Annotated in this window: 20 protein-coding genes and 1 tRNA gene; 10 read left to right on the forward strand and 11 right to left on the reverse strand. The window is 45.5% G+C overall.

Annotation, left to right across the window (positions count from 1 at the left end; translation table 11 throughout):
* Positions 1–17: 17 nt before the first annotated feature.
* Positions 18–2,054, reverse strand: a complete 2,037-nt coding sequence (locus J2Z65_RS13355; protein ID WP_167060695.1) for a glycoside hydrolase family 15 protein — start codon at positions 2,052–2,054, stop codon at positions 18–20.
* Between the two features lie 171 nt (positions 2,055–2,225).
* Between J2Z65_RS13355 and J2Z65_RS13360 the strand changes: the two genes are divergently transcribed.
* Together J2Z65_RS13360 and J2Z65_RS13365 are read left to right on the forward strand one after the other, a co-directional pair.
* Positions 2,226–2,897, forward strand: a complete 672-nt coding sequence (locus tag J2Z65_RS13360; protein WP_167060697.1) for a helix-turn-helix domain-containing protein — start codon at positions 2,226–2,228, stop codon at positions 2,895–2,897.
* 121 nt (positions 2,898–3,018) lie between these two features.
* Positions 3,019–4,134, forward strand: a complete 1,116-nt coding sequence (locus J2Z65_RS13365) for a phosphodiester glycosidase family protein (RefSeq protein ID WP_167060700.1) — start codon at positions 3,019–3,021, stop codon at positions 4,132–4,134.
* A gap of 50 nt (positions 4,135–4,184) precedes the next feature.
* Here J2Z65_RS13365 and J2Z65_RS13370 read toward each other — a convergent pair whose 3' ends face one another.
* Together J2Z65_RS13370 and J2Z65_RS13375 are read right to left on the reverse strand one after the other, a co-directional pair.
* On the reverse strand, positions 4,185–4,553 hold the full coding sequence (locus tag J2Z65_RS13370; protein WP_167060703.1) for a YtxH domain-containing protein: 369 nt from the start codon (positions 4,551–4,553) through the stop codon (positions 4,185–4,187).
* 14 nt (positions 4,554–4,567) lie between these two features.
* Positions 4,568–5,014: a DUF948 domain-containing protein gene (locus tag J2Z65_RS13375; RefSeq protein WP_167060706.1), complete on the reverse strand. Its 447-nt coding sequence runs from the start codon at positions 5,012–5,014 to the stop codon at positions 4,568–4,570.
* Positions 5,015–5,192: 178 nt separating this feature from the next.
* Between J2Z65_RS13375 and J2Z65_RS13380 the strand changes: the two genes are divergently transcribed.
* Entirely contained in the window at positions 5,193–5,825 is a 633-nt protein-coding gene (locus J2Z65_RS13380) for a bifunctional 4-hydroxy-2-oxoglutarate aldolase/2-dehydro-3-deoxy-phosphogluconate aldolase (protein ID WP_167060709.1), read from the forward strand.
* A gap of 225 nt (positions 5,826–6,050) precedes the next feature.
* On the opposite strand, the gene J2Z65_RS13385 is transcribed toward J2Z65_RS13380, so the two are convergent.
* Positions 6,051–6,680 carry a helix-turn-helix transcriptional regulator gene (locus tag J2Z65_RS13385; RefSeq protein ID WP_167060712.1) on the reverse strand — a complete coding sequence of 210 codons (630 nt, stop codon included), beginning with the start codon at positions 6,678–6,680 and terminating at the stop codon, positions 6,051–6,053.
* Positions 6,681–6,764: 84 nt separating this feature from the next.
* Positions 6,765–7,196 (reverse strand): DUF86 domain-containing protein, encoded by a 432-nt coding sequence (locus J2Z65_RS13390; protein ID WP_167060715.1) that lies wholly within the window; start codon positions 7,194–7,196, stop codon positions 6,765–6,767.
* 393 nt (positions 7,197–7,589) lie between these two features.
* Between J2Z65_RS13390 and J2Z65_RS13395 the strand changes: the two genes are divergently transcribed.
* Positions 7,590–8,636, forward strand: coding sequence for an acyltransferase (locus J2Z65_RS13395; RefSeq protein WP_167060718.1), 1,047 nt, complete (start codon positions 7,590–7,592; stop codon positions 8,634–8,636).
* 16 nt (positions 8,637–8,652) lie between these two features.
* On the opposite strand, the gene J2Z65_RS13400 is transcribed toward J2Z65_RS13395, so the two are convergent.
* On the reverse strand, positions 8,653–9,318 hold the full coding sequence (locus J2Z65_RS13400; RefSeq protein ID WP_240159810.1) for a tetratricopeptide repeat protein: 666 nt from the start codon (positions 9,316–9,318) through the stop codon (positions 8,653–8,655).
* 174 nt (positions 9,319–9,492) lie between these two features.
* Here J2Z65_RS13400 and J2Z65_RS13405 point away from each other — a divergent pair, with 174 nt between their 5' ends.
* Positions 9,493–9,756, forward strand: coding sequence for a hypothetical protein (locus J2Z65_RS13405; RefSeq protein WP_167060724.1), 264 nt, complete (start codon positions 9,493–9,495; stop codon positions 9,754–9,756).
* 28 nt (positions 9,757–9,784) lie between these two features.
* Here J2Z65_RS13405 and J2Z65_RS13410 read toward each other — a convergent pair whose 3' ends face one another.
* Both J2Z65_RS13410 and J2Z65_RS13415 read right to left on the reverse strand, forming a co-directional pair.
* Entirely contained in the window at positions 9,785–10,186 is a 402-nt protein-coding gene (locus J2Z65_RS13410) for a hypothetical protein (protein WP_167060727.1), read from the reverse strand.
* A 63-nt stretch (positions 10,187–10,249) separates the two neighbouring features.
* Positions 10,250–12,076: an SgrR family transcriptional regulator gene (locus tag J2Z65_RS13415; protein ID WP_167060729.1), complete on the reverse strand. Its 1,827-nt coding sequence runs from the start codon at positions 12,074–12,076 to the stop codon at positions 10,250–10,252.
* 114 nt (positions 12,077–12,190) lie between these two features.
* On the opposite strand from J2Z65_RS13415, the gene J2Z65_RS13420 reads away from it, so the two are divergent.
* Positions 12,191–12,340 carry a hypothetical protein gene (locus tag J2Z65_RS13420; protein WP_167060732.1) on the forward strand — a complete coding sequence of 50 codons (150 nt, stop codon included), beginning with the start codon at positions 12,191–12,193 and terminating at the stop codon, positions 12,338–12,340.
* Here the strand turns inward: J2Z65_RS13420 and J2Z65_RS13425 are convergent.
* Together J2Z65_RS13425 and J2Z65_RS13430 are read right to left on the reverse strand one after the other, a co-directional pair.
* Positions 12,318–12,833, reverse strand: coding sequence for a VanZ family protein (locus J2Z65_RS13425; protein WP_167060735.1), 516 nt, complete (start codon positions 12,831–12,833; stop codon positions 12,318–12,320). The two genes, J2Z65_RS13420 and J2Z65_RS13425, sit on opposite strands and share 23 nt — an antisense overlap.
* Before the next feature lie 15 nt (positions 12,834–12,848).
* Entirely contained in the window at positions 12,849–13,136 is a 288-nt protein-coding gene (locus tag J2Z65_RS13430; RefSeq protein WP_167060738.1) for a hypothetical protein, read from the reverse strand.
* A 201-nt stretch (positions 13,137–13,337) separates the two neighbouring features.
* Here J2Z65_RS13430 and J2Z65_RS13435 point away from each other — a divergent pair.
* The 4 genes from J2Z65_RS13435 (at position 13,338) to J2Z65_RS13445 (ending at position 15,002) form a co-directional block, all read left to right on the forward strand.
* Positions 13,338–13,410: transfer RNA gene (locus J2Z65_RS13435), tRNA-Ala, on the forward strand.
* A gap of 295 nt (positions 13,411–13,705) precedes the next feature.
* Positions 13,706–13,885, forward strand: a complete 180-nt coding sequence (locus J2Z65_RS36115; protein WP_420850842.1) for a CBO0543 family protein — start codon at positions 13,706–13,708, stop codon at positions 13,883–13,885.
* Between the two features lie 89 nt (positions 13,886–13,974).
* On the forward strand, positions 13,975–14,538 hold the full coding sequence (locus J2Z65_RS13440; RefSeq protein WP_240159811.1) for a DUF3231 family protein: 564 nt from the start codon (positions 13,975–13,977) through the stop codon (positions 14,536–14,538).
* Between the two features lie 254 nt (positions 14,539–14,792).
* Positions 14,793–15,002: a hypothetical protein gene (locus J2Z65_RS13445; protein WP_167060741.1), complete on the forward strand. Its 210-nt coding sequence runs from the start codon at positions 14,793–14,795 to the stop codon at positions 15,000–15,002.
* Between the two features lie 316 nt (positions 15,003–15,318).
* Here the strand turns inward: J2Z65_RS13445 and J2Z65_RS13450 are convergent, their stop codons facing one another.
* Positions 15,319–18,030: an S-layer homology domain-containing protein gene (locus tag J2Z65_RS13450; RefSeq protein ID WP_167060744.1), complete on the reverse strand. Its 2,712-nt coding sequence runs from the start codon at positions 18,028–18,030 to the stop codon at positions 15,319–15,321.
* Positions 18,031–18,037: the final 7 nt, after the last annotated feature.

An 18,037-nucleotide genomic window follows, 5' to 3' on the forward strand; every position in this document is an offset into this window, starting at 1 on the left:
TCTTCATCTCCTCCCAGCTACCCAACAACCGGCTCCAGCACCTTGTCTTCGCTGGCATCCGTCGCTTGCTTCGTTCCCACCAAGGTGAATTTTTTTAATTTTGACAAATACTCCTGCGTCACTTTAATGAAGGAAGCGTGCGACCACGTCAGCGGTGAAACCGACAACGGCGCGCCTGTGAAAGGATGCACCTGCTCAGCCATCGTGCCTGACGGCAGCGCGTGACGAATTGCCCAATGCATCAAATTTTCCGCTTCCTGCAGATCCTCAGCTGCTCGGGCCGTAGCCACCAGCCACTCCGCATACCAAAGTGTACAAATGAACCACGGATTCCCGGGTACTTTGGCAACATCATTCGTTACCTGATGGTAGTAGTCATTTTCATACCTTGCTATGCCGCCGATATCTGTATGTACCCACAATTTCTCTTTCAGAATCCGCATCGTATTCACAATTCTCGGATCATCCAGCTCGAACAATCCGAAGTCGAACAACCCATACATGCTCATATCCAACGTGTAGTCCGGCACATATTTATTTTCTTCATAGCTCCAATATAAGGCCCGCAAAAAGCGGTTTTGGTCAGCTGCGAATAATTGCTGTTCAGCGGCCTTTTTCACCTGATTCGCGATGTCGGTGTAATAAACGGCACGCGCTTTATCCTGGTGATAATCAGCGAAGCGAGCTGCGGCAATAAGACCTGCATACACAGATGCGACCGTAAAAGCTAGAACACCGTAGCGCTCTTCCCACAGATCATAAGAGGGCAGCGGAAGACCTGAAGCATCCCGGTAATGAACAAGGAAGTCGGCAGCCGGTTTGACAAAATTCTCATAATCCTGCCGCGAACTTTCAAGCGTACCTGCCAGCTTATGATGGTGCCACAACGTATACAGCACAAGTGCCGTTTCATCCTCTTGAATGGCAAGCTGTTTTTTGCCCTGACCGTCCACCCAGGGATGCCAGCTAGAGCCTACCGAACTATCTGGATTATACTTGTGCATGAGATACCCTTCAGGAGTCAACACTTTCATACAAAAATCAAAAAATTTCCTGGACAGCTCATAATAACCAGCCCGGTCTAAAGCGTGAGAAACAAGTGCGCCATCCCGCGGCCACATATAGGAGTAGGTATCTTTGGCAAACTTCAAAATATCCGAGTCATTTGCTGCAATAATCGCGCCGCGATTGTCTACGTTCGTTCTTGTGATCAGCAAGCATCTTTTATAAAAAGAGGCCAATTCCGGCTTCAGCAAGGAAAGCTGATGAGCATCCTGGTTAACCCACTTCACCCAATGGTCATGCGTGCGCTGCAGTAAAGCTTGGGGTGTCTCTGTACGAAGCAAACTTTCTGTTCGTTCGACCTCCTGCTTCGTATGGCCAAAACAAATCCAGAACCATGCTTCTTTGGAACTGTTAGGAGGCAGCAGCAGCGTCAATTCAAGCGTCCCGTCAACGGAGCCCTGCGCGATCGGATTTCCTCCTAAATGGCCGTCTTCCGCATCGCGCCACGTCCCTTCAAGACCGTGAATCCCTTTTTGCCCCGTTGCGTAAGCGCTCGGAAATTGCATATCGGCATCCGGAGATAAACCAGATAATGACATGTAACGATGCCCCTTATAGAAAAGCAGCGAATGCAGCTCAGGGTCATAATAGATTGTGTCTCCGACCCCATTTCCATAGATTTGCAGATCTAAATGAAAGTAAAGCTTGATCTCTCTTTCCGCATCAAAATGGTTATCTATCCTGATTTTGCGTAAAAAAACATTTTGCTGCACATCAACGCCGTCTCGGATAACGAAGCTTAACCCCAGCCTCTCATGCTTGCATTCAACATTAGTAATCAGCGAATCTTCTAGGTAATTCAGCTTTTTTTGTACCTCCGGATGGTCGATCCAGAAGAAATCCTGCGCACACCAAATACCAAAATGTGAAAGATGATCGCTAGATTGATTCTCTTGACCTACTAAAGGGTAATACATGTCACGAATATTATAAGCAGCGTCAAAGTTAATGAGTACATTCCCATTTCCTATGGGTAAATCTCTTGCCATGCGATCAGCCTCTTTCCATGATGATGCTACTAATTTTCCAATCGCAAAGCATAAATATGCACGCAGCACCACTTAACAGGGATTTAAGGAAAATGTCGCCAATTCACACCTACACATTTTCATTTCCGTCAAACTCATTTACAATTAAACAATATGGAGGGATTCATCACTATGAAGCAATTAGAAGGATTCGGTAAGTTTTTGGAAAGCTTGCGAGGCAAAATGTCCCTGCGCGAGGCAGCTAACAAAAGCGGACTTTCACATGCCTACATCAGAGATCTTGAACTTGAGCGGAATCGCTCGACCAATGAGAAAATCAATCCATCGCCCGTTACGCTCAAAAAGCTGTCGGATGCCTACAACATTCCATACACCGATTTAATGGAGAAAGCCGGCTACCTCGAGAACGAGAATGAACAGACGAACAACAGCCAAGCAGCCATGGAGGAACCTGTTCCTATGTCGGATACCCTGTTTATTGAAGTCAGTTCGAAAGAAATGATTTACCATACTCGTTTTGAACGCATCAGCCAAGGCGTAACTTCATTACTTGATTTCAGCCTTTTCTTGGATAAGCTTGAAGAGATGGGCTTTAAGAAAATGGATACAAACCTTTTCGTCAATATGAATCATGTACAAAAATACAATGAAAGAGAAGGGAAGCTTTATTTTGACGCGCTCGGCATCTCCAAATTTGTTGTCATTGCCGCGATTCGCCAGAAGAAGTATCACGATCTCATTGTGCGCAGTGTTGCCCGGAATACAGGCATGGGGCTAGAATTTCACTACGATCGTCTTGCGTCAACAGACTCCCTGTTAACCTCAGTAAAGCGTCCAACTTAACATGAATTTACAAAATAAGGGGTAAAGTTTCAGCAAGTATGAAACTTTACCCCTTTCTTTTCGTCTATCTATAAGGACTGATTGAATTGATTTCCTGGTAGAGAGGATTGGTATTGAATTCATGGCTGTACAACAGACCACCTCCCCGCAGTCTCGGGCTACGAGAGTGAACAACAGAAAGCGTTCTGTGGGCATGCGTTTTATCCTGTATACGATATTGAGTTTTTCCATTCTTTCCGTACTGTCCTTGTGCTGGTTTTTCCTAACGGCATCCGGCACGAGTGTTCGACTAATGATGGCTGATACATTGATTACAACGCAGCACAGAGATTGGGCCAAATATCTAATAGGCTCCGAAGAATTACAGAAGCGCGTTGAAGCTTATTGGAAACAATTTGATGAAATGGGCGATGAGAAAGATAAAGGGATTGTTCAGCTTGAGCCTGTCAGCTCCACAGCACCAGTAGCTGTCAAGAAGGAGCTCGTTACGATTGAACCCATTTCGGGTACGAATTTCAAAGGCCAACTTGTCACCATTTCTGATCCAAAAAAGCTTCGGATTGCCGTACCTGAGAAAGTAGGCAAAGGCGAGAAAGTGTCTTCCATGGTTAAAAGAACGGGAGCGATCCTCGGCGTTAACGGCGGAGGATTCATCGACCCCAACTGGGAGGGGAACGGGTTTCAGCCGGAAGGGATTGTCATCTCTGGCGGTAAAATCTTTTACAATGACAAAGGCATGAACGGCACGGTGCAAGTCGTCGGCATTGATAAAGAAGGACGCATGATCGCCGGCAAGTATAAAGTTTCCGAACTGGTGGAAATGGGAGTTCAGGAAGCTGTTTCCTTTTCCCCGCGGTTTATCGTCAACGGTGTCGGACAAATCAAAAGCCAAGCCGACGGCTGGGGCATTGCTCCGCGAACGAGCATGGCGCAAACCAAAGACGGCTCCATCCTATTCGCCATCATCGATGGCAGGCAAAAGCACAGCATTGGGGCGACGCTGTACGATATTCAGGAAATTTTCCTGGCGCATGGCGCTGTCACGGCTGCTAATTTGGACGGCGGAGCCTCTACCGTTCTTGTTCATAACAATACCATCATCAACAAACCTTCCAGTGAATACGGGGAACGCTATCTTCCTACCGCGTGGCTGCTCTTCGAACATCCGGAAACAGCTCCCATCAAGAACGTCTGGGAAGGTCTGGACATCCGTAAGATTGACCCGTCCAAATGGTAAATGCAAAAAAGCAGAAAGCTCTGAGATGAGCTTTCTGCTTTTTTACTCGTTTAGCGGCCTACGATGACCAAATCTTCCGCTGCCTCTGATGTTTCCACATCATCCAGCAATTCAGCATCGTCATTCTTGGACTCTTTCCAGGAGCGAACCGAGTCAACCACATTTGCCGCTGTGTCTTTTGCTTTGCCTACGAGATCAGAAGTCGTCGTGCTGACCGTTTTGGCAACGTCTTGCGTTTTTTGGGAGACTGTGCTGGCGATTTGCACTGTTTTGTCGCTAACTGCTTTAGCATTCTCCGCGATATCGTTTCTTAGCTCACGTCCGGATTTCGGTGCGAACAACAAAGCTGTCGCTGCGCCAAGTAACCCTCCTACTACCGCACCGATGAGAAGATCTTTTCCTTTTTTTTCGCCTGCCATGTGAAATCCACTCCTTAATGGTCTGATTTGGCTTTCCGATTCGCCTGCCATCTTTGCCACAGCTCATACCCGGTCGTTGCCCATTCCATGACGTCCTGTATACGCTTGTGATGGGTATGTACAACCCTTTCCGCACCATGAAGCGATTCGTTCATCATTCGTGCACCTTTACGAAGGACCGAAGCGATATCCCCTATAGCTGCTCCAGTCTTCTCGATGGATTGAATAGTTGGCTCTAATGCCAGCACTTGTATGTGCACCTCTTCAGTCAGCTGTCCCGCTTGCTTCAATAACTGCTCGGCTTCTCCGGCTGTCTTCGCTACGTGCTGCTCCGTTCGAGCAACCGTATCGCTAAGCTGATGCAGCGCGCGTTTAGCTGCTATCAACACTCGAACAGTAAAGACGACGAGTACGATAAACGCTAGGGCGATACTGACGGCACTAATCTCCATCCAAGTCATGTCGGGCACCTCCTGGGTCTAAAAAGCTGTTGGATCGAATGGCGGCTTCTAGACGAATGCCTATGAATTACTACAGTATAGGCAGGAGCATCTTATTTTGACACAAAAAAGCTGGAAAAATTTCAGGGACCTGTCATAATGAAAAACAAATCGAACTTTTAACATTTGGAGGCTTAAGATGAACCGCGAGCAAGGATTGAAGGAAATCGAACGTACCCGCATTATTGCCATTGTCCGAGGCGTGAAGGAAATCCATATTCTCTCGTTGGCAGAAGCGCTGCTGAAAGGCGGTGTTACCGTGATGGAGGTTACGCTCAACACGCCAGGAGCGCTGACGATGATCAGCGAGCTGCAGGCCAAATGGGGCCAGCAGATGTACATTGGCGCAGGAACGGTGCTCGATGTGGAGGATGCGCAGAAAGCCGTACAAGCAGGCGCCTCTTTCCTGGTAACGCCGAATTTGGACGAGGACGTCATTCGTTATGCAAACCGTGAGGGGATTCCGATTTTCCCGGGAGCGATGACACCGACCGAGGTCGTCAAAGCGTGGAAAGCTGGCGCTACAGCGATTAAAATATTCCCGAGCGCGAGCCTTGGTCTCTCCTATATCAAGGAATTAATGGGACCGCTTGACCATATTCCGATGATGGCTGTTGGCGGCGTTACCGAAGAGAACATTAAACAATTTCTGGACTTGGGCTGCTACGGACTTGGTATCGGCGGATCGCTTATTAATTTAAAAGAAATCGAAGCCGGCCGCTTCGAATGGGTGACGGACAAAGCAGCCCGACTGCTTGCAGCTTCGCGTTAAAATCGAGCTGTCTCAAACAAACAAGAATAACGACTCCATCTTCCTTTTAAAACGAGCGTCCTCCTACTTGGGCAATCCCGCATAGCGGAACTACAGGGCGCTAATTAGTCAAAAAACAGAGGTTTGGGCACTAGCTAAGAATTAGCGGCCCATCGTTGTAAATCTTAAATCGTAAGAAAAGGCTGTCCCAAGAGTAGAATATTCTACTTTTTGGGACAGCCTTATTTATTTTTTGCTAATGATATAGACGCACTTGTTTGCACCTTTGGCTAAACATTCTGTTCGCTCAACATTCGCGTCCAGCAAATTTCGAAACAAGGCTAGCTCGCACTGGCAGGCCTGCCCAAAAGTATTAGCCACCTGGGAGATCGGGCAATTATGCTCGCTAAATATATAAGCGTTGGCACCTGTCTGCGACCAATCGACCATATACCCGTTTTCGTTCTGGATATGCGCTAACTCGGCTACACGATCTTCCAAATTCTTATCCAGCATGCGTGGCTGATAACGAGACTCAAGCTTATCCTGTCGGCCTTCAAAGAGCCGCTCTATCTTCTCATGCCCTTGATCTTCAAGTAACTCATCCAGTAAATCGAGCGTCAACTGCATATATTTCTTGGGAAATAGTTCGTCTGCCTTGGGAGCTAACGTGTACACATTAGTAGGCCTCCCCATCGCCTGCCGGACAAGCTTCGTTTCGAGCAGATCATCCTTTTCCATGGAATGAATATGACGCCTGACAGCCATCTCCGTAATTCCGAGCTGTTTGGACATCTCTTGAACGCTTAGAGGTCCACTAGTTTTGAGCATGGAAAGAATCACTTTACGCGTAGATGTCTCAAGTGTTTGATTCATTAGCTCACCTACCCTCGGAACAGTCATTATGTCTCATAATACAGCATCACTTCCAAGATGTAAATTAAGAAACATCTATGTATGTTATTCCAATTCACTCTTGATAAATGCCCGCACACTCGCAGCGAACTCCTCAAAAGCCGCCGGAAGTTTAGACACCAATGGATGCAGCTCTTGACGGTTCCAGGCTACAAAGTCCTGCACAAGAGGCTTTCTCAGCTTAACGAGCTGAAGCAGCGTCTCAGTCAAGGCCTCCGAATAGGCACCTTCGCCATGCACGATTTCCACAATATCCTCGTAACTGCTTGCATCTCTTAAAATAAAGGCATCGATCAGAAGGCTTCCTACGTCCGTTACGGTTTCAATGGCTAAGTGCAGAACACGTTCTTGCGCGAGCTGCCAAACGAGATCATTAGTACCTTGTTCCCACTGCTGCTCTAACTGTTTACTTGCATCGGCTAAAGCCGAGAGAAATTGAATTCTTTGATCAATCTGTTCATGGTTAATAAAATACATGGTGCTATCTCCGTCCTCTTTTCCGCCATTTCGTCCAAATCAACATTGCAAAAAAAGTAATGACAACCAAGAAAATTAACAATACCGCTTGCATGAGATATTCGTAGCTCACTACATTCACCCTCTTGACTTTCGCTTTAATCTCTTCTCACAGTTTATCGCGCTAGCTGGAGAGCGTCAAGCAAGCGCCTTTCTGTTGAAAGGTTTAAATGGACTTGGTCCTGTAACAGGCTTTCCACAATGTGATAGGCCAAATGATGGACCCCCTCCATCCCAATGGGAGCTGCTTGATACGGGCTGTTTTATCGCTTATCGAGATTGATTTGGCGAGTATTGTCCTCCTTTTTCATTCATGTTAAAGTGAAAAAAGTGAAAAAGGAGAAGATCACCGTCATGTCATCAAGGCCCAAACTACCAGAAATCGACCTCGTCCGTGCGATTGCCATTATCGCCGTTGTGCTTATTCATGGCACATCGGGCGCTACTCAGCTTCCGCTCGGCAGCGGTTCTCAAGCATTTTTTTTCATACTTAACAAAGCTAGTTTATTTACCGTCCCTTTATTTATTTGGATCAGCGGCACCGTTCTTTTCTATACGTATTACGATCGGTGGGAGCCCGGTATGTCGCGCGTTTTTTGGACAAAACGATTGCGAAGAATCCTGGTTCCTTATGTGCTATGGTCACTTTTCTATTATTTGTATAATCAATTCATGTTTCATGGAAACATCCAATTTGACATCATTTACTTTATTAAACTGCTTATTTCCGGAAATGCCAGCTATCATCTCTATTATATGGTCATTATCGTTCAATTCTATCTCTTGTTCCCGGTTCTGATTACGACCGTCAGACGGTCAACTTGGCTTCGCAAGTCGCTGATTCCTCTCGGCATAGGCATTCAAGCAGGCGCATATGCCTTTCATCATATGGTGCATCCCCTTCCGGAATATGCCTCGCTTTTTGTAAGCTATTCCGCACTTTTTGCTTTCGGAGCTTTCATGGGCATTCATTATGCGGCAATTGTCGCCTGGTCCGAGCGATATAAGCACTTCATTTGGAGCATCATGTGCCTTGCAGGCGCCACGTTCGTGGGCATGCTGCTCCTCCATCAATACGGTCTGGCAGCCATCGGAAATGTCTGGTTTGAGCTTGCCCTCCTTGTGTACGCCATGGCGATGCCGCTATGCTGCATCCGCTGGTCGCTAGCTCGGCTGGCCAACGAGTCGAAGCGCCGCTCCGTCCTTTCTGCTCTCGGCGCGGCCTCCTTCGGCATCTACCTCATACACCCCGCGCTGCTCACGCTTTGGGATCGACTGACTCCGACCCAAGGACAGCTCTGGATCTACGATCTGCACACAGCCGCTTCGATTCTCATCGGCCTGCTCGGGTCTTGGCTGCTCGTACAACTGTATGCAGCCAATAAAAAAGGTTCCGCTTAATTTAGCGGAACCTTCTTTATTTAAAGCGCGCGAGCAGCGCCCACCGCCGCTGCTGTCTGCGGCTGTATCGCGGCAAGCCGCGGTAAATATGAAGCGCTTCGCGGAACGTGCGCTTCGCGTCTTCACCGCGTCCGAGCTGCTGATACAGCAAGCCTAGGCGGTAGTAAGCTTCTACCGACGAAGAGTGCAAATCACGAAACTGCTCGATGAGCTGCACAGCTCGTTCGGGTGCGATACGCGCCAAAGCTTCTCCTAAGCGTAAATAGGCTTCGCCATATTTAACTCGCGGGTTCAACTCAATCGCTTTGAGCATGAAGCTTTCTCCTTTGCTCAAATCCCCCAGCTTCAGGTGGCAAAGTCCGATCTCATAGTGGACATCGGCGGAATCTTCCATGACCGGCAGCGCTTCCTCCAAATAGGGAAGAGCCTCTTGGAATTTATTGCGCTGCAGCAAGTTCCTTGCCAGTTCCAGCTTCGCTGATGTATTATGCGGGTTAGCGTGCAAATCAATTCGCAGTCTGGATGCTCTTCGCCTTAGTTGAAACGGCTTAAAAATATTCGGCGTTAACCCGATAAATCTTCTATCTAGCACATATAAAATGATTAATAGAATAAGAAGTGCAAGAAAAGGATTGCCGACAAGACGCCATAACAGACCAAAAGCTAAAATTTTGAGAAGCAAAATAAATCCTCCTTTCAACTTCCTTATACTACCATAATATGAGGACATTGGTCATCTTTTCCATAAAAAAAACCACCGTCCTATGACTAGCATATGAATGGAGGCCTCTTATGAATACTAATTCGAGATTTATTTCAAGCAATGCTATAATAAAAAGAAAAAGGGAGTTTCCACATGAACGAAGATCCACGCAAAGCCATATGGCTTAAAAGAAAACAGCTCGGCAGAAACAAATATTTAGTGAATTTCGGCCTTCTCCCCTGGGGTGTTGGGCTTACGGTCTTATTTAGCATCATTGAATTACTAAACACGCATGAGATTAGCTTAGTTTGGGTGCCTATTCGTTTAGTGCTGTTCTTTTTCATTGGTTTTTTCGTTGCGAATGCGCGCTGGATGGCAATGGAAAACCGTTACGAGCCCAGAAGCCAACGACCTTAACGGTCGTTTTTTTAATTGATAAGTACGCTTAATGCAAGTAAGTTTGGTCTTCCACATCTTCGGTATGAAACAAAGACGCCGTACGGCTAAGTTGAAAATGTTCTTTAAGCTCCTCGCGAATGGAGCCGAAGGCAAGAATTCCCTCTTTAAACTCTTCGCGCTCTCCCCGCTTCGATTCACGGGACTTCTTCCCGAATAACTCTTCTGAAATATCTTTATAAGCTTCGTGCAAGTTATTCTCATACCAGTCAATTTCCCGGGATGCATCTTTGCGATACACATGACTCATCTCGAACTCGCTTCCCTTTGTCGCTGAGAATTCGGCGATCAATGTCCCCGAGATGCCCTCGGTTTTCACTTCGACATCCGCGCACCAAACACCATCGCGTTCTGTAAATCGCACAAGATTAGCCTCTTTAATTTTGCTCATAACCATACCCTCCTGGCGTTTCATCATTGCTACCAAGAGTATTTCCAGCATATCCAGGATTTATCAAGCGCTGGGTGTAAACCAGATTTTCCGGAAGTCAACCCACCCCAAATCGTTAATGCATACCCCTCTGATCGAATCATGATAAGTGGTTTGCTGGGATCGATGCAGAACGAAGAGAAAAGATTTCCCCTCCTGAAGCACTTCAATAATTTCGTGAAGTTTGGCAATGCGATCTTCAATGTGTGGGATTCCGAGAATATGCTCGACTTCTTCATCTATCCATGCCTGTTGCTCCAAATTCAAATGCGCACGGACATAACTGTTGCTCTGCTTAAGTGTCTGGATGATATGGAGGTCATACTCGCTTTCCAAACAGATATGATAAAAAATAAGATCGGCTTCCTGAATCGTATCCAACCGCATCATGTCCGACATGCTTCGGGTCGTGAGTTCAATACGAATTCCGACTTTGACGCACTGTTCACAGATCCAGAGTGCATCCTCGTTGTTATTGCTATAAATGTACATGCGAAGCAGCTCTCCATCGTACCCCATGTCTTCAAGCAAGCGCCTAGCTTCCTCCAAATCAGTGCGGTGCTCAGCGGCAGCCCCTTTATCATTCATCGCTGGCAAAAAGGAGCTTGCCGGTGCTTCTCTGAAGCCACCAAGCTGTTCAATCATTCGTTCCCGATCGATGATCAAATCAATGGCTTTACGAAAATTGGGGTGCTGTTGAGGCCCTTTTTTCTCTTGATTGAACGTGAGCAAGGAGCATCCCAGAATCGACTGCTCGATTTGATGCCATTCCGAATCTTTCCCCACCGCTCCGACCGGTTTACGGGAATTGGTATGATCACACACGACCTGAACCATATCCCAGCTAGGGCCAACCTCGGACAACTCCTGCGGCAAAAGCCATATTTCCAATTGATCCAAATGCGGCCTGACCCCAAAATAACTGTCAAATGCCCGAAGCTTGCAGATATAGTCATCATTTCGCTCCAGCCTGAAAGGACCTGTTCCAATCGGCATCCGCCCAAAAATCCCTTCGTTATCCCGGCAAATCTCTTCCGGCAAAATCGCTAGAGAAGGATGTGCCAGCTGCTGTAGGAATAGCTCATTCGGCTGTTTCAGCTCGATGGCAACTGCACTCCGGTTAAGCACCCTAATGCTCTCTATACTTTCAGTCATCCAGCCTTGGCACGCCGAGAGCCCCAGCTCTTTCAGTCTTGAAAGTGAGTAATAAACATCGTTTGCCGTCATCTCCCTACCATGGTGGAAGAGGACACCTTTTCGCAAATAAAACGTATAGTGCAGACCGTCTTCGCTCTTCTCCCAGTAGTGGGCTAAGTGCGGCTCCGCAATCCTCGTACTAGGATTGTATTGAACAAGCGTATCGAATATTTGATTGATCAGATGGGTGTCAAACGCAAAAAAACTGTAAGCCGGATCGAGCGAAACGAGCCATTTGTAGACCGGAAAGCGCAGTGTATCCTTATAACATTCCTCCTGGACAACCGTTCGATAGCCGAAATAGCTAAATAACCAATCGACGAAAGAGTCCTGCAAAGTCTCTCCTCTGCCCAATTGGTGAATGAGTTCAATCGTTCCTTTGTAATCTCCTTTAGCAGCCAGTTCCATCGCTTGTTTGGAAACCATATCCTCAGCGGAAACAAGAAATGTTAACTCCGAAACGTTGCCTCGTCCTCTGCCGGGCTTCCAGGAAATCCAATCCTGCTCCATCATTTTCTTCAACAAAATCTTTACATTCCGTGTCGTGCAGTACATTCTTTCAGATAATTCTTCTAACGTAATAGGCTGCGGTTCATGCTCTATGTCATGGGCAAAGCTGGCACGTAGCTCCAAAAAGTGAGATAACAGCTGCATGAATCCGTTCCTTTCTCAAAAGGGGAAATTGTTAAAGTGAATTATACACTTTTTGTTCCCCTTATTCTAGATGTAAACTAGACCTAACAGGAAAAGAAAGGAAGGTGATCCAATATGCAACCATCCAACTTATATGTGTCTGAGAAATTAATGCAGTGGCAGCAGCACGATTTGGAAGTCGAAGCTCGCGAGCTTTGGAAATTCAAATCCATCAAAAAAAGAAAAGTTTACATGATGATAACTAGCTTATTCTTCTTCGTCTAATGGCAGCGCGAATCCCGAGAACCGCAAGGACCAAAAGAACTGCCAATAGGACCCCGCTGGTATCAACGACCACATCAATGGCATGACCCGTACGACCATCAACAAACGTTTGATGCCATTCATCGGTAGCCGCATAGAGCACCGAAATGATTGAGGAGGTGAGCAGTGCCATGATTACACGTACCGGCTTCGAAAGCAAGGCCAAGATCCAAAGCAGGGCAAGGATAGCGAACTCGCTAACGTGCCCTGCTTTTCTTATGAAGAACTCGATGACTCCGATAGGGTCTTGCCACGTGATCTGTTGACCGTCATATGTGAATGCCAAACGCGGGAAGTGATTTAAGAAAGAAGTTCCAGCAAGCTTCGTTTCCAGAAGCGGCCGCAGGCTCTGCTGCTGATAGGTCTGCCCGGACTTAAAAAAAATAAAGGCCATCCATAGGACGGCAGCAATGGTGAACACATAAAAATAAAGCTTGGAAGAAGATTTCGTCATGTAGAACCATCCCCTCTACGAATTCAATTTCTTACGAATACTAAATAGCGCGAAAAACTCGATAACCATCAAATTCACCGCCGACACGCCATAAAATGCCATTCCAAACATCATGCGGAACGGATCCTCCGTCACAGATTTCCACCAGAATACTGCAGCCAAAGTCAGTACAATATTTAAGGCTGTCGTTATCCAGAAAGAAAATCCCAGCCGATTCGTTTTCCGCATTAACCACACGCCGATTACAAACGGCAATGCAAAAGCTATCCCTAAGAAAACCCAATACAATACCCCGTTTGACACTCTTTCGTCACTCCTACACGATCAACTAGTTTCTGTTACTAGGTTAGCATGAATATATGAATGAAAACAACGTTTGGCACTGTCTGCAACAGAAACGTCGCAGGCATTAAAGGCAATAAGAATTTTCTGTACAAAAGGGCTTGCCTGCTTCAAAAAATTCATGTATAATACGAAAAGTCGACGTTGCTTTTACGACATTTCGGGGCCTTAGCTCAGCTGGGAGAGCGCATCGCTGGCAGCGATGAGGTCAGGGGTTCGATCCCCCTAGGCTCCATACAAGTAAAAACCTCGATCCTTTGGGATCGAGGTTTTTTGTATGGATCATGGGGGTAAGAACCCCAGTCGGTTCGCCCGCGCGGACGGAACGAATGAGTACACTTCATAGAGATACTTCAAGTGCAGGAGCACGGCGTCTGAATCAACCGCTAAAAGTCTTCGTCGAGTATGCTTCGTCAGACAGTTCAATCAAAGATTCGGACATCCCCCAGTTTTTCGTTTTCCCTTCTGTAAGTGCCATTTTCAACGTTCATTTCCCTCATGAGAAACCATGGTTTATTAAAACGATTTAAATCCTTAGCTTTCCAACAATAATGACAATAATTGAAGTTTTTCTAGAAAAGCGCACTGAATTGATTAAATACATAAATTGGACATGGTATATGAGCTTTATTACTATAACAATCACTCTTCTACTTTCCTACTGGTACTACTTGTGGTTTTTTAAAAAAATCAAGAAAATGAACGCGTAGGATCACTAGCGATTCTATTTGAAGAATAAATACAATACCAAATGTAAACAATATTTCCAGAATATAATCCGATACTGAGGTGATTAATAATGGAAAATGTGATGACATCAGCAATTAATACAATAAAATCACTGTTCGATGATGAACCAAAAGATCCACTTCATGTTGGAGAAGTAATGGCTTGTTGGATTTACTTAGGTGGGCTTTTAGAAGCTAAAGCTTTTGTAGAGTCTGCTATTAACACAACTGTAGATATGCAATTAAGAAAAGTGCTAGAAGAAGACCAGCAGATTGGACATTCCCAAATACAACGCCTTCAATCATTTATGATAAACGAGGGGGTTACTTTGCCACCTTCTCCAGAATCAAAACCAAAGTCTGACCCTAATGCTATACCGCTTGGAGTTAAATTTACAGATGATGAATTGGCTAACTTGTTATCAATAAAGATAGTTACGCTTATTGTTAATGCAGCAACGGGTTCGGCACAATCGGTTAGAAATGATGTTGCCCTTTTATTCACACAATTTCAAGCAGAAAAAATGGTATTTGGTGCAAATGTTAAATCTATGATGCGAGAGCGTGGTTGGATTAAAATACCTCCGTATTACTATCCACCAGGAGCACCAGGATCTGGTCGTAATGAAGCATGAAACAATTCAAAGCTCGAACGTACCCGTGGAAACTTTGCCATGGGCTTTTTATTATTAAATTCAATATTTAGCTTTGTCCCCAGCAAAATGCCAAATGTCAGTTACTTTGAATCGGTGCATGGAGCCATAGACTTTTGTACCGACATGTTCTCCAATTCGCGGCAACAGCCGAAGCCAGACGGTCGTCACTGACGCCCAAGAGTAATAATGCGAAGATGAATACCATATGATATCTCTTCGTAGGAGTTGATATCATGGCCAGCTTTCCAGATGTCGTAATTATTGTTCGATCTAAAAAGAATTTTGCAAATATCGGCAGAATCCGGATTATCGGAAGTGCAAAACCTTGCCAAAGATTTATTAAAGTAGGTGCCCCAGTCAAAGATGCTGTATTATGTTTGCTCCAACATGGATTTACGATTGTTGAGCAAGGAAATGTCGGTGTATTTTTTCGGAATCGATGATTAAAAATAGCGGAAAACACTTGATATTCATGTTGTTACCAATCGTAAATTCATGAAACGACACCGTACTTCGACGGACATCTCCTTCTCTTTCATATACTGTTTGTATTGAGGGGTGATTTAAATGTCTCAAGAAGAAGAGTATTTCTTTGTTTCAATTACTTGGTCTTTATTACTGGCATTGTCAATTTGGATGATTGTGCTTGTTTTTATTAGCTAGAAAATAAATTGGAAATCTTTCATCTGGAAGCATCTAGACTCCATATAGTACAAATAAACCGCTAAGCTTTTAGCTAGCGGTTTTTATTAACGTTAATTACCTTATACCAGAACTCGGCGTAGCCGATTTGATTGGAGCAGCCTCGCTTTCAGCACCATTATTATTCACTGCTGTGACCTTGTAGTAGAACGTTGTACCAATTGCTGCCGTTGTATCTGTGAAAGTCGTACCGCTAACTTTGGAGCCTGTGATCTGGTACGTACCATTCGCAGCGTTCGAGCGCATTACGTTATAACCTGCTGCGCCTTTAACCGCATTCCAAGTGAGGATAACTTTCCCGCTGCCGGCATCTGTATGTGCATCAAAATTGTCAGGAGCAGGCAGTATGATCAATCGGTCTACGGGCACTTGCGGTGTAACTGGTGTTATATTTCCTAGGTCTCCCTTTTGAACATATGCTATATTGCTACTTTGGCTTTCTCCACTACTATCCACTGCTGTGACGATATAACTGAATCCTTTAAGGAATGAAGCCGCTGGATCCGTGAACGTAGTACCGTTAATATTAGAGCTTATCGTCTCATAGGCATTGCTGGAACCTTCAGCTCGCTTCACGTTATACGTTGTAAAGCCGCCAACTTTGTTCCAGTTGAGAACGACAGTTGAGCCACTCCGTTCTGCGGTTAAATTCTGAGGCGGTGGGGGTGGCAGTTCTACTATCGTAACCGTTAAAACACGGGATGGCGCGCTCTCACCATGTTCATTCATTGCTGTAACTTGATAATAATATGTAGTGCCTTTGCGAGCTGTTGTATCCGTAAACGTAGTAGCTGTAAGATTGGAGCGTTTGGCCTTAAACGGACCGCCAGGAACATCCGAGCGCTTCACATTATAACTCGTTGCATCGTTAACCGTGTCCCAGCTCAGCTGAACATCGGTTCGATCCAATATGACCTCATCATACTTACCCAATTGATCCCTCACACTTATTAATTGGGCTTTCAAGTTAGTAGGCATCGGCGGTGGCGGACAATGGATATCCATCTGATATAGCGGGGAATTCAAGTCAAGCAAATTCAACGAAACTTCATCATCGGCCACCCACACATCATAACCTGCGATCACATCCAGTTTGAGAAAAGCGTCAACACGGATAGCATCACATCGGCCCTGTTCGTAGTATCTGTTATAGCCTGCTCGGATTCCAGGATAAAGTTCAATTCCAGCATAGGCAATATCTAATAAGGTCAGCGTCAATTGAAAATCTGGACCTGCAGCAAGACTGGCATCAACATTGGAGTTCACATCTAACGTTGCTGTGTTCGTTGTGTTATTAATAGGTCGGAAACCATGACTAAGCGAATAGCTGAAACCTTCTTCCAAATGAAACCGGTCCTCAAATTTAATTTCTAATGAAGCTCTAAAATTAGGGTCGATTTTCAAATACAGCATCGCTTTTACGAATACGCCTGTAAAGACAGGCACATAAAATGGAGCCGTCAACGGAATGAGTTTAGGCTGGGTTAATGCTCCCTTTCCGGTATCGGCTTTCACAGTCACGTTAGTTGTTATATCTCCAGTCAGTACTAATTTGGAATAGAAATCCAAATCCACATCAAACCAATCAACATCAATATCAAGACCAATGTCTGCCGTTACCCCTAAGTTACAGAAATTCATATGAGCATCGAGAACAATTCCTTCGTAATTTGCATGATTCAAAACAATAGGGATACATGGCAAAGTCACAGACGTATCCTGTATGGTGACATCGTTCGTCTTAATTTGGATCGACGGATCAGCTGGGACGAGCATCTTTGGATTTATGGGCTCTGTGGTATGCACATCAAGCTTAGAAAAAACCTCCTTCAGTTTGGGAACTGATGTTTTCACAACAAGCGCGCCATTCTCCTTGCTAACGGATTCCACTTTTTTCGCAATGCCGCCAAAATATTGGTCATTCGGAGGCATGACAAACACATCGCCGACATCTAATTTCAAATCCGGGTCGTTAATGACCCATGTAACATCATCCCGTTTCGAATAACTCGTGCTTTTGCTTTGCTTCACTTCAGGTTTGTATTCAACAATTTTGCGAGAAGCTTCTGGCGGCGGTGTCGACAATTGCCCCGGTGAATAATGAAGGGCGCGCACTAACATAACAGCTGCTTCGGCACGAGTAGAATTATTTCCGCCTTTGAACGTATGATCTGGATAGCCTTGAATAATTCCCGTTCCTAATGCTGCTTCGATCAAGTCACGATTCCTCTTAATATCCGCTTGATCATTCACAGCTCCAAGTAATTTCTCTTCCTTTTGCAGTGGGAGCTGCAGCGCTCTTACAATCCAAACCGCCATTTCATAACGCGTAATGGGCAGGCTCGGCTTAAAACCGTCTGGAAAATCGGTGAGAAACAAAATGCCGTTCGTTAATCCTGCGGCAATATAGGGCACAGACCAACGCCCCTGTTCAACGTCTTTGAACGGAACATAGCTGGAGTTTTTCGGTAATTTCCTTAGTTCTACGAGCATCTTCAGAAACTGCTCCCGTGTTACGTTTCCAGCAGGCTGAAACGACCCATCTTCGAAACCAGCTACAATATTCGCTGCGGATAGTTCCATAATTTCGTTGTACGCCCAATGAGATTGAATATCGCTGAATGTAGCTGGTTGCGGCCCTCCATTGCTATCGCTTTCAGCAGCAGCAGCAAGATACGGAGGGAGCATGCTGAACAGCATCAGGAAAATGGACATCCAGATCAATGATTTATAGCTTCTTCTAAAAATGATAACACCTCCCCTTTTCATTAGAAAA

This window comes from Paenibacillus aceris, assembly GCF_017874035.1.
GTDB classification, from domain to species: domain Bacteria; phylum Bacillota; class Bacilli; order Paenibacillales; family NBRC-103111; genus Paenibacillus_E; species Paenibacillus_E aceris.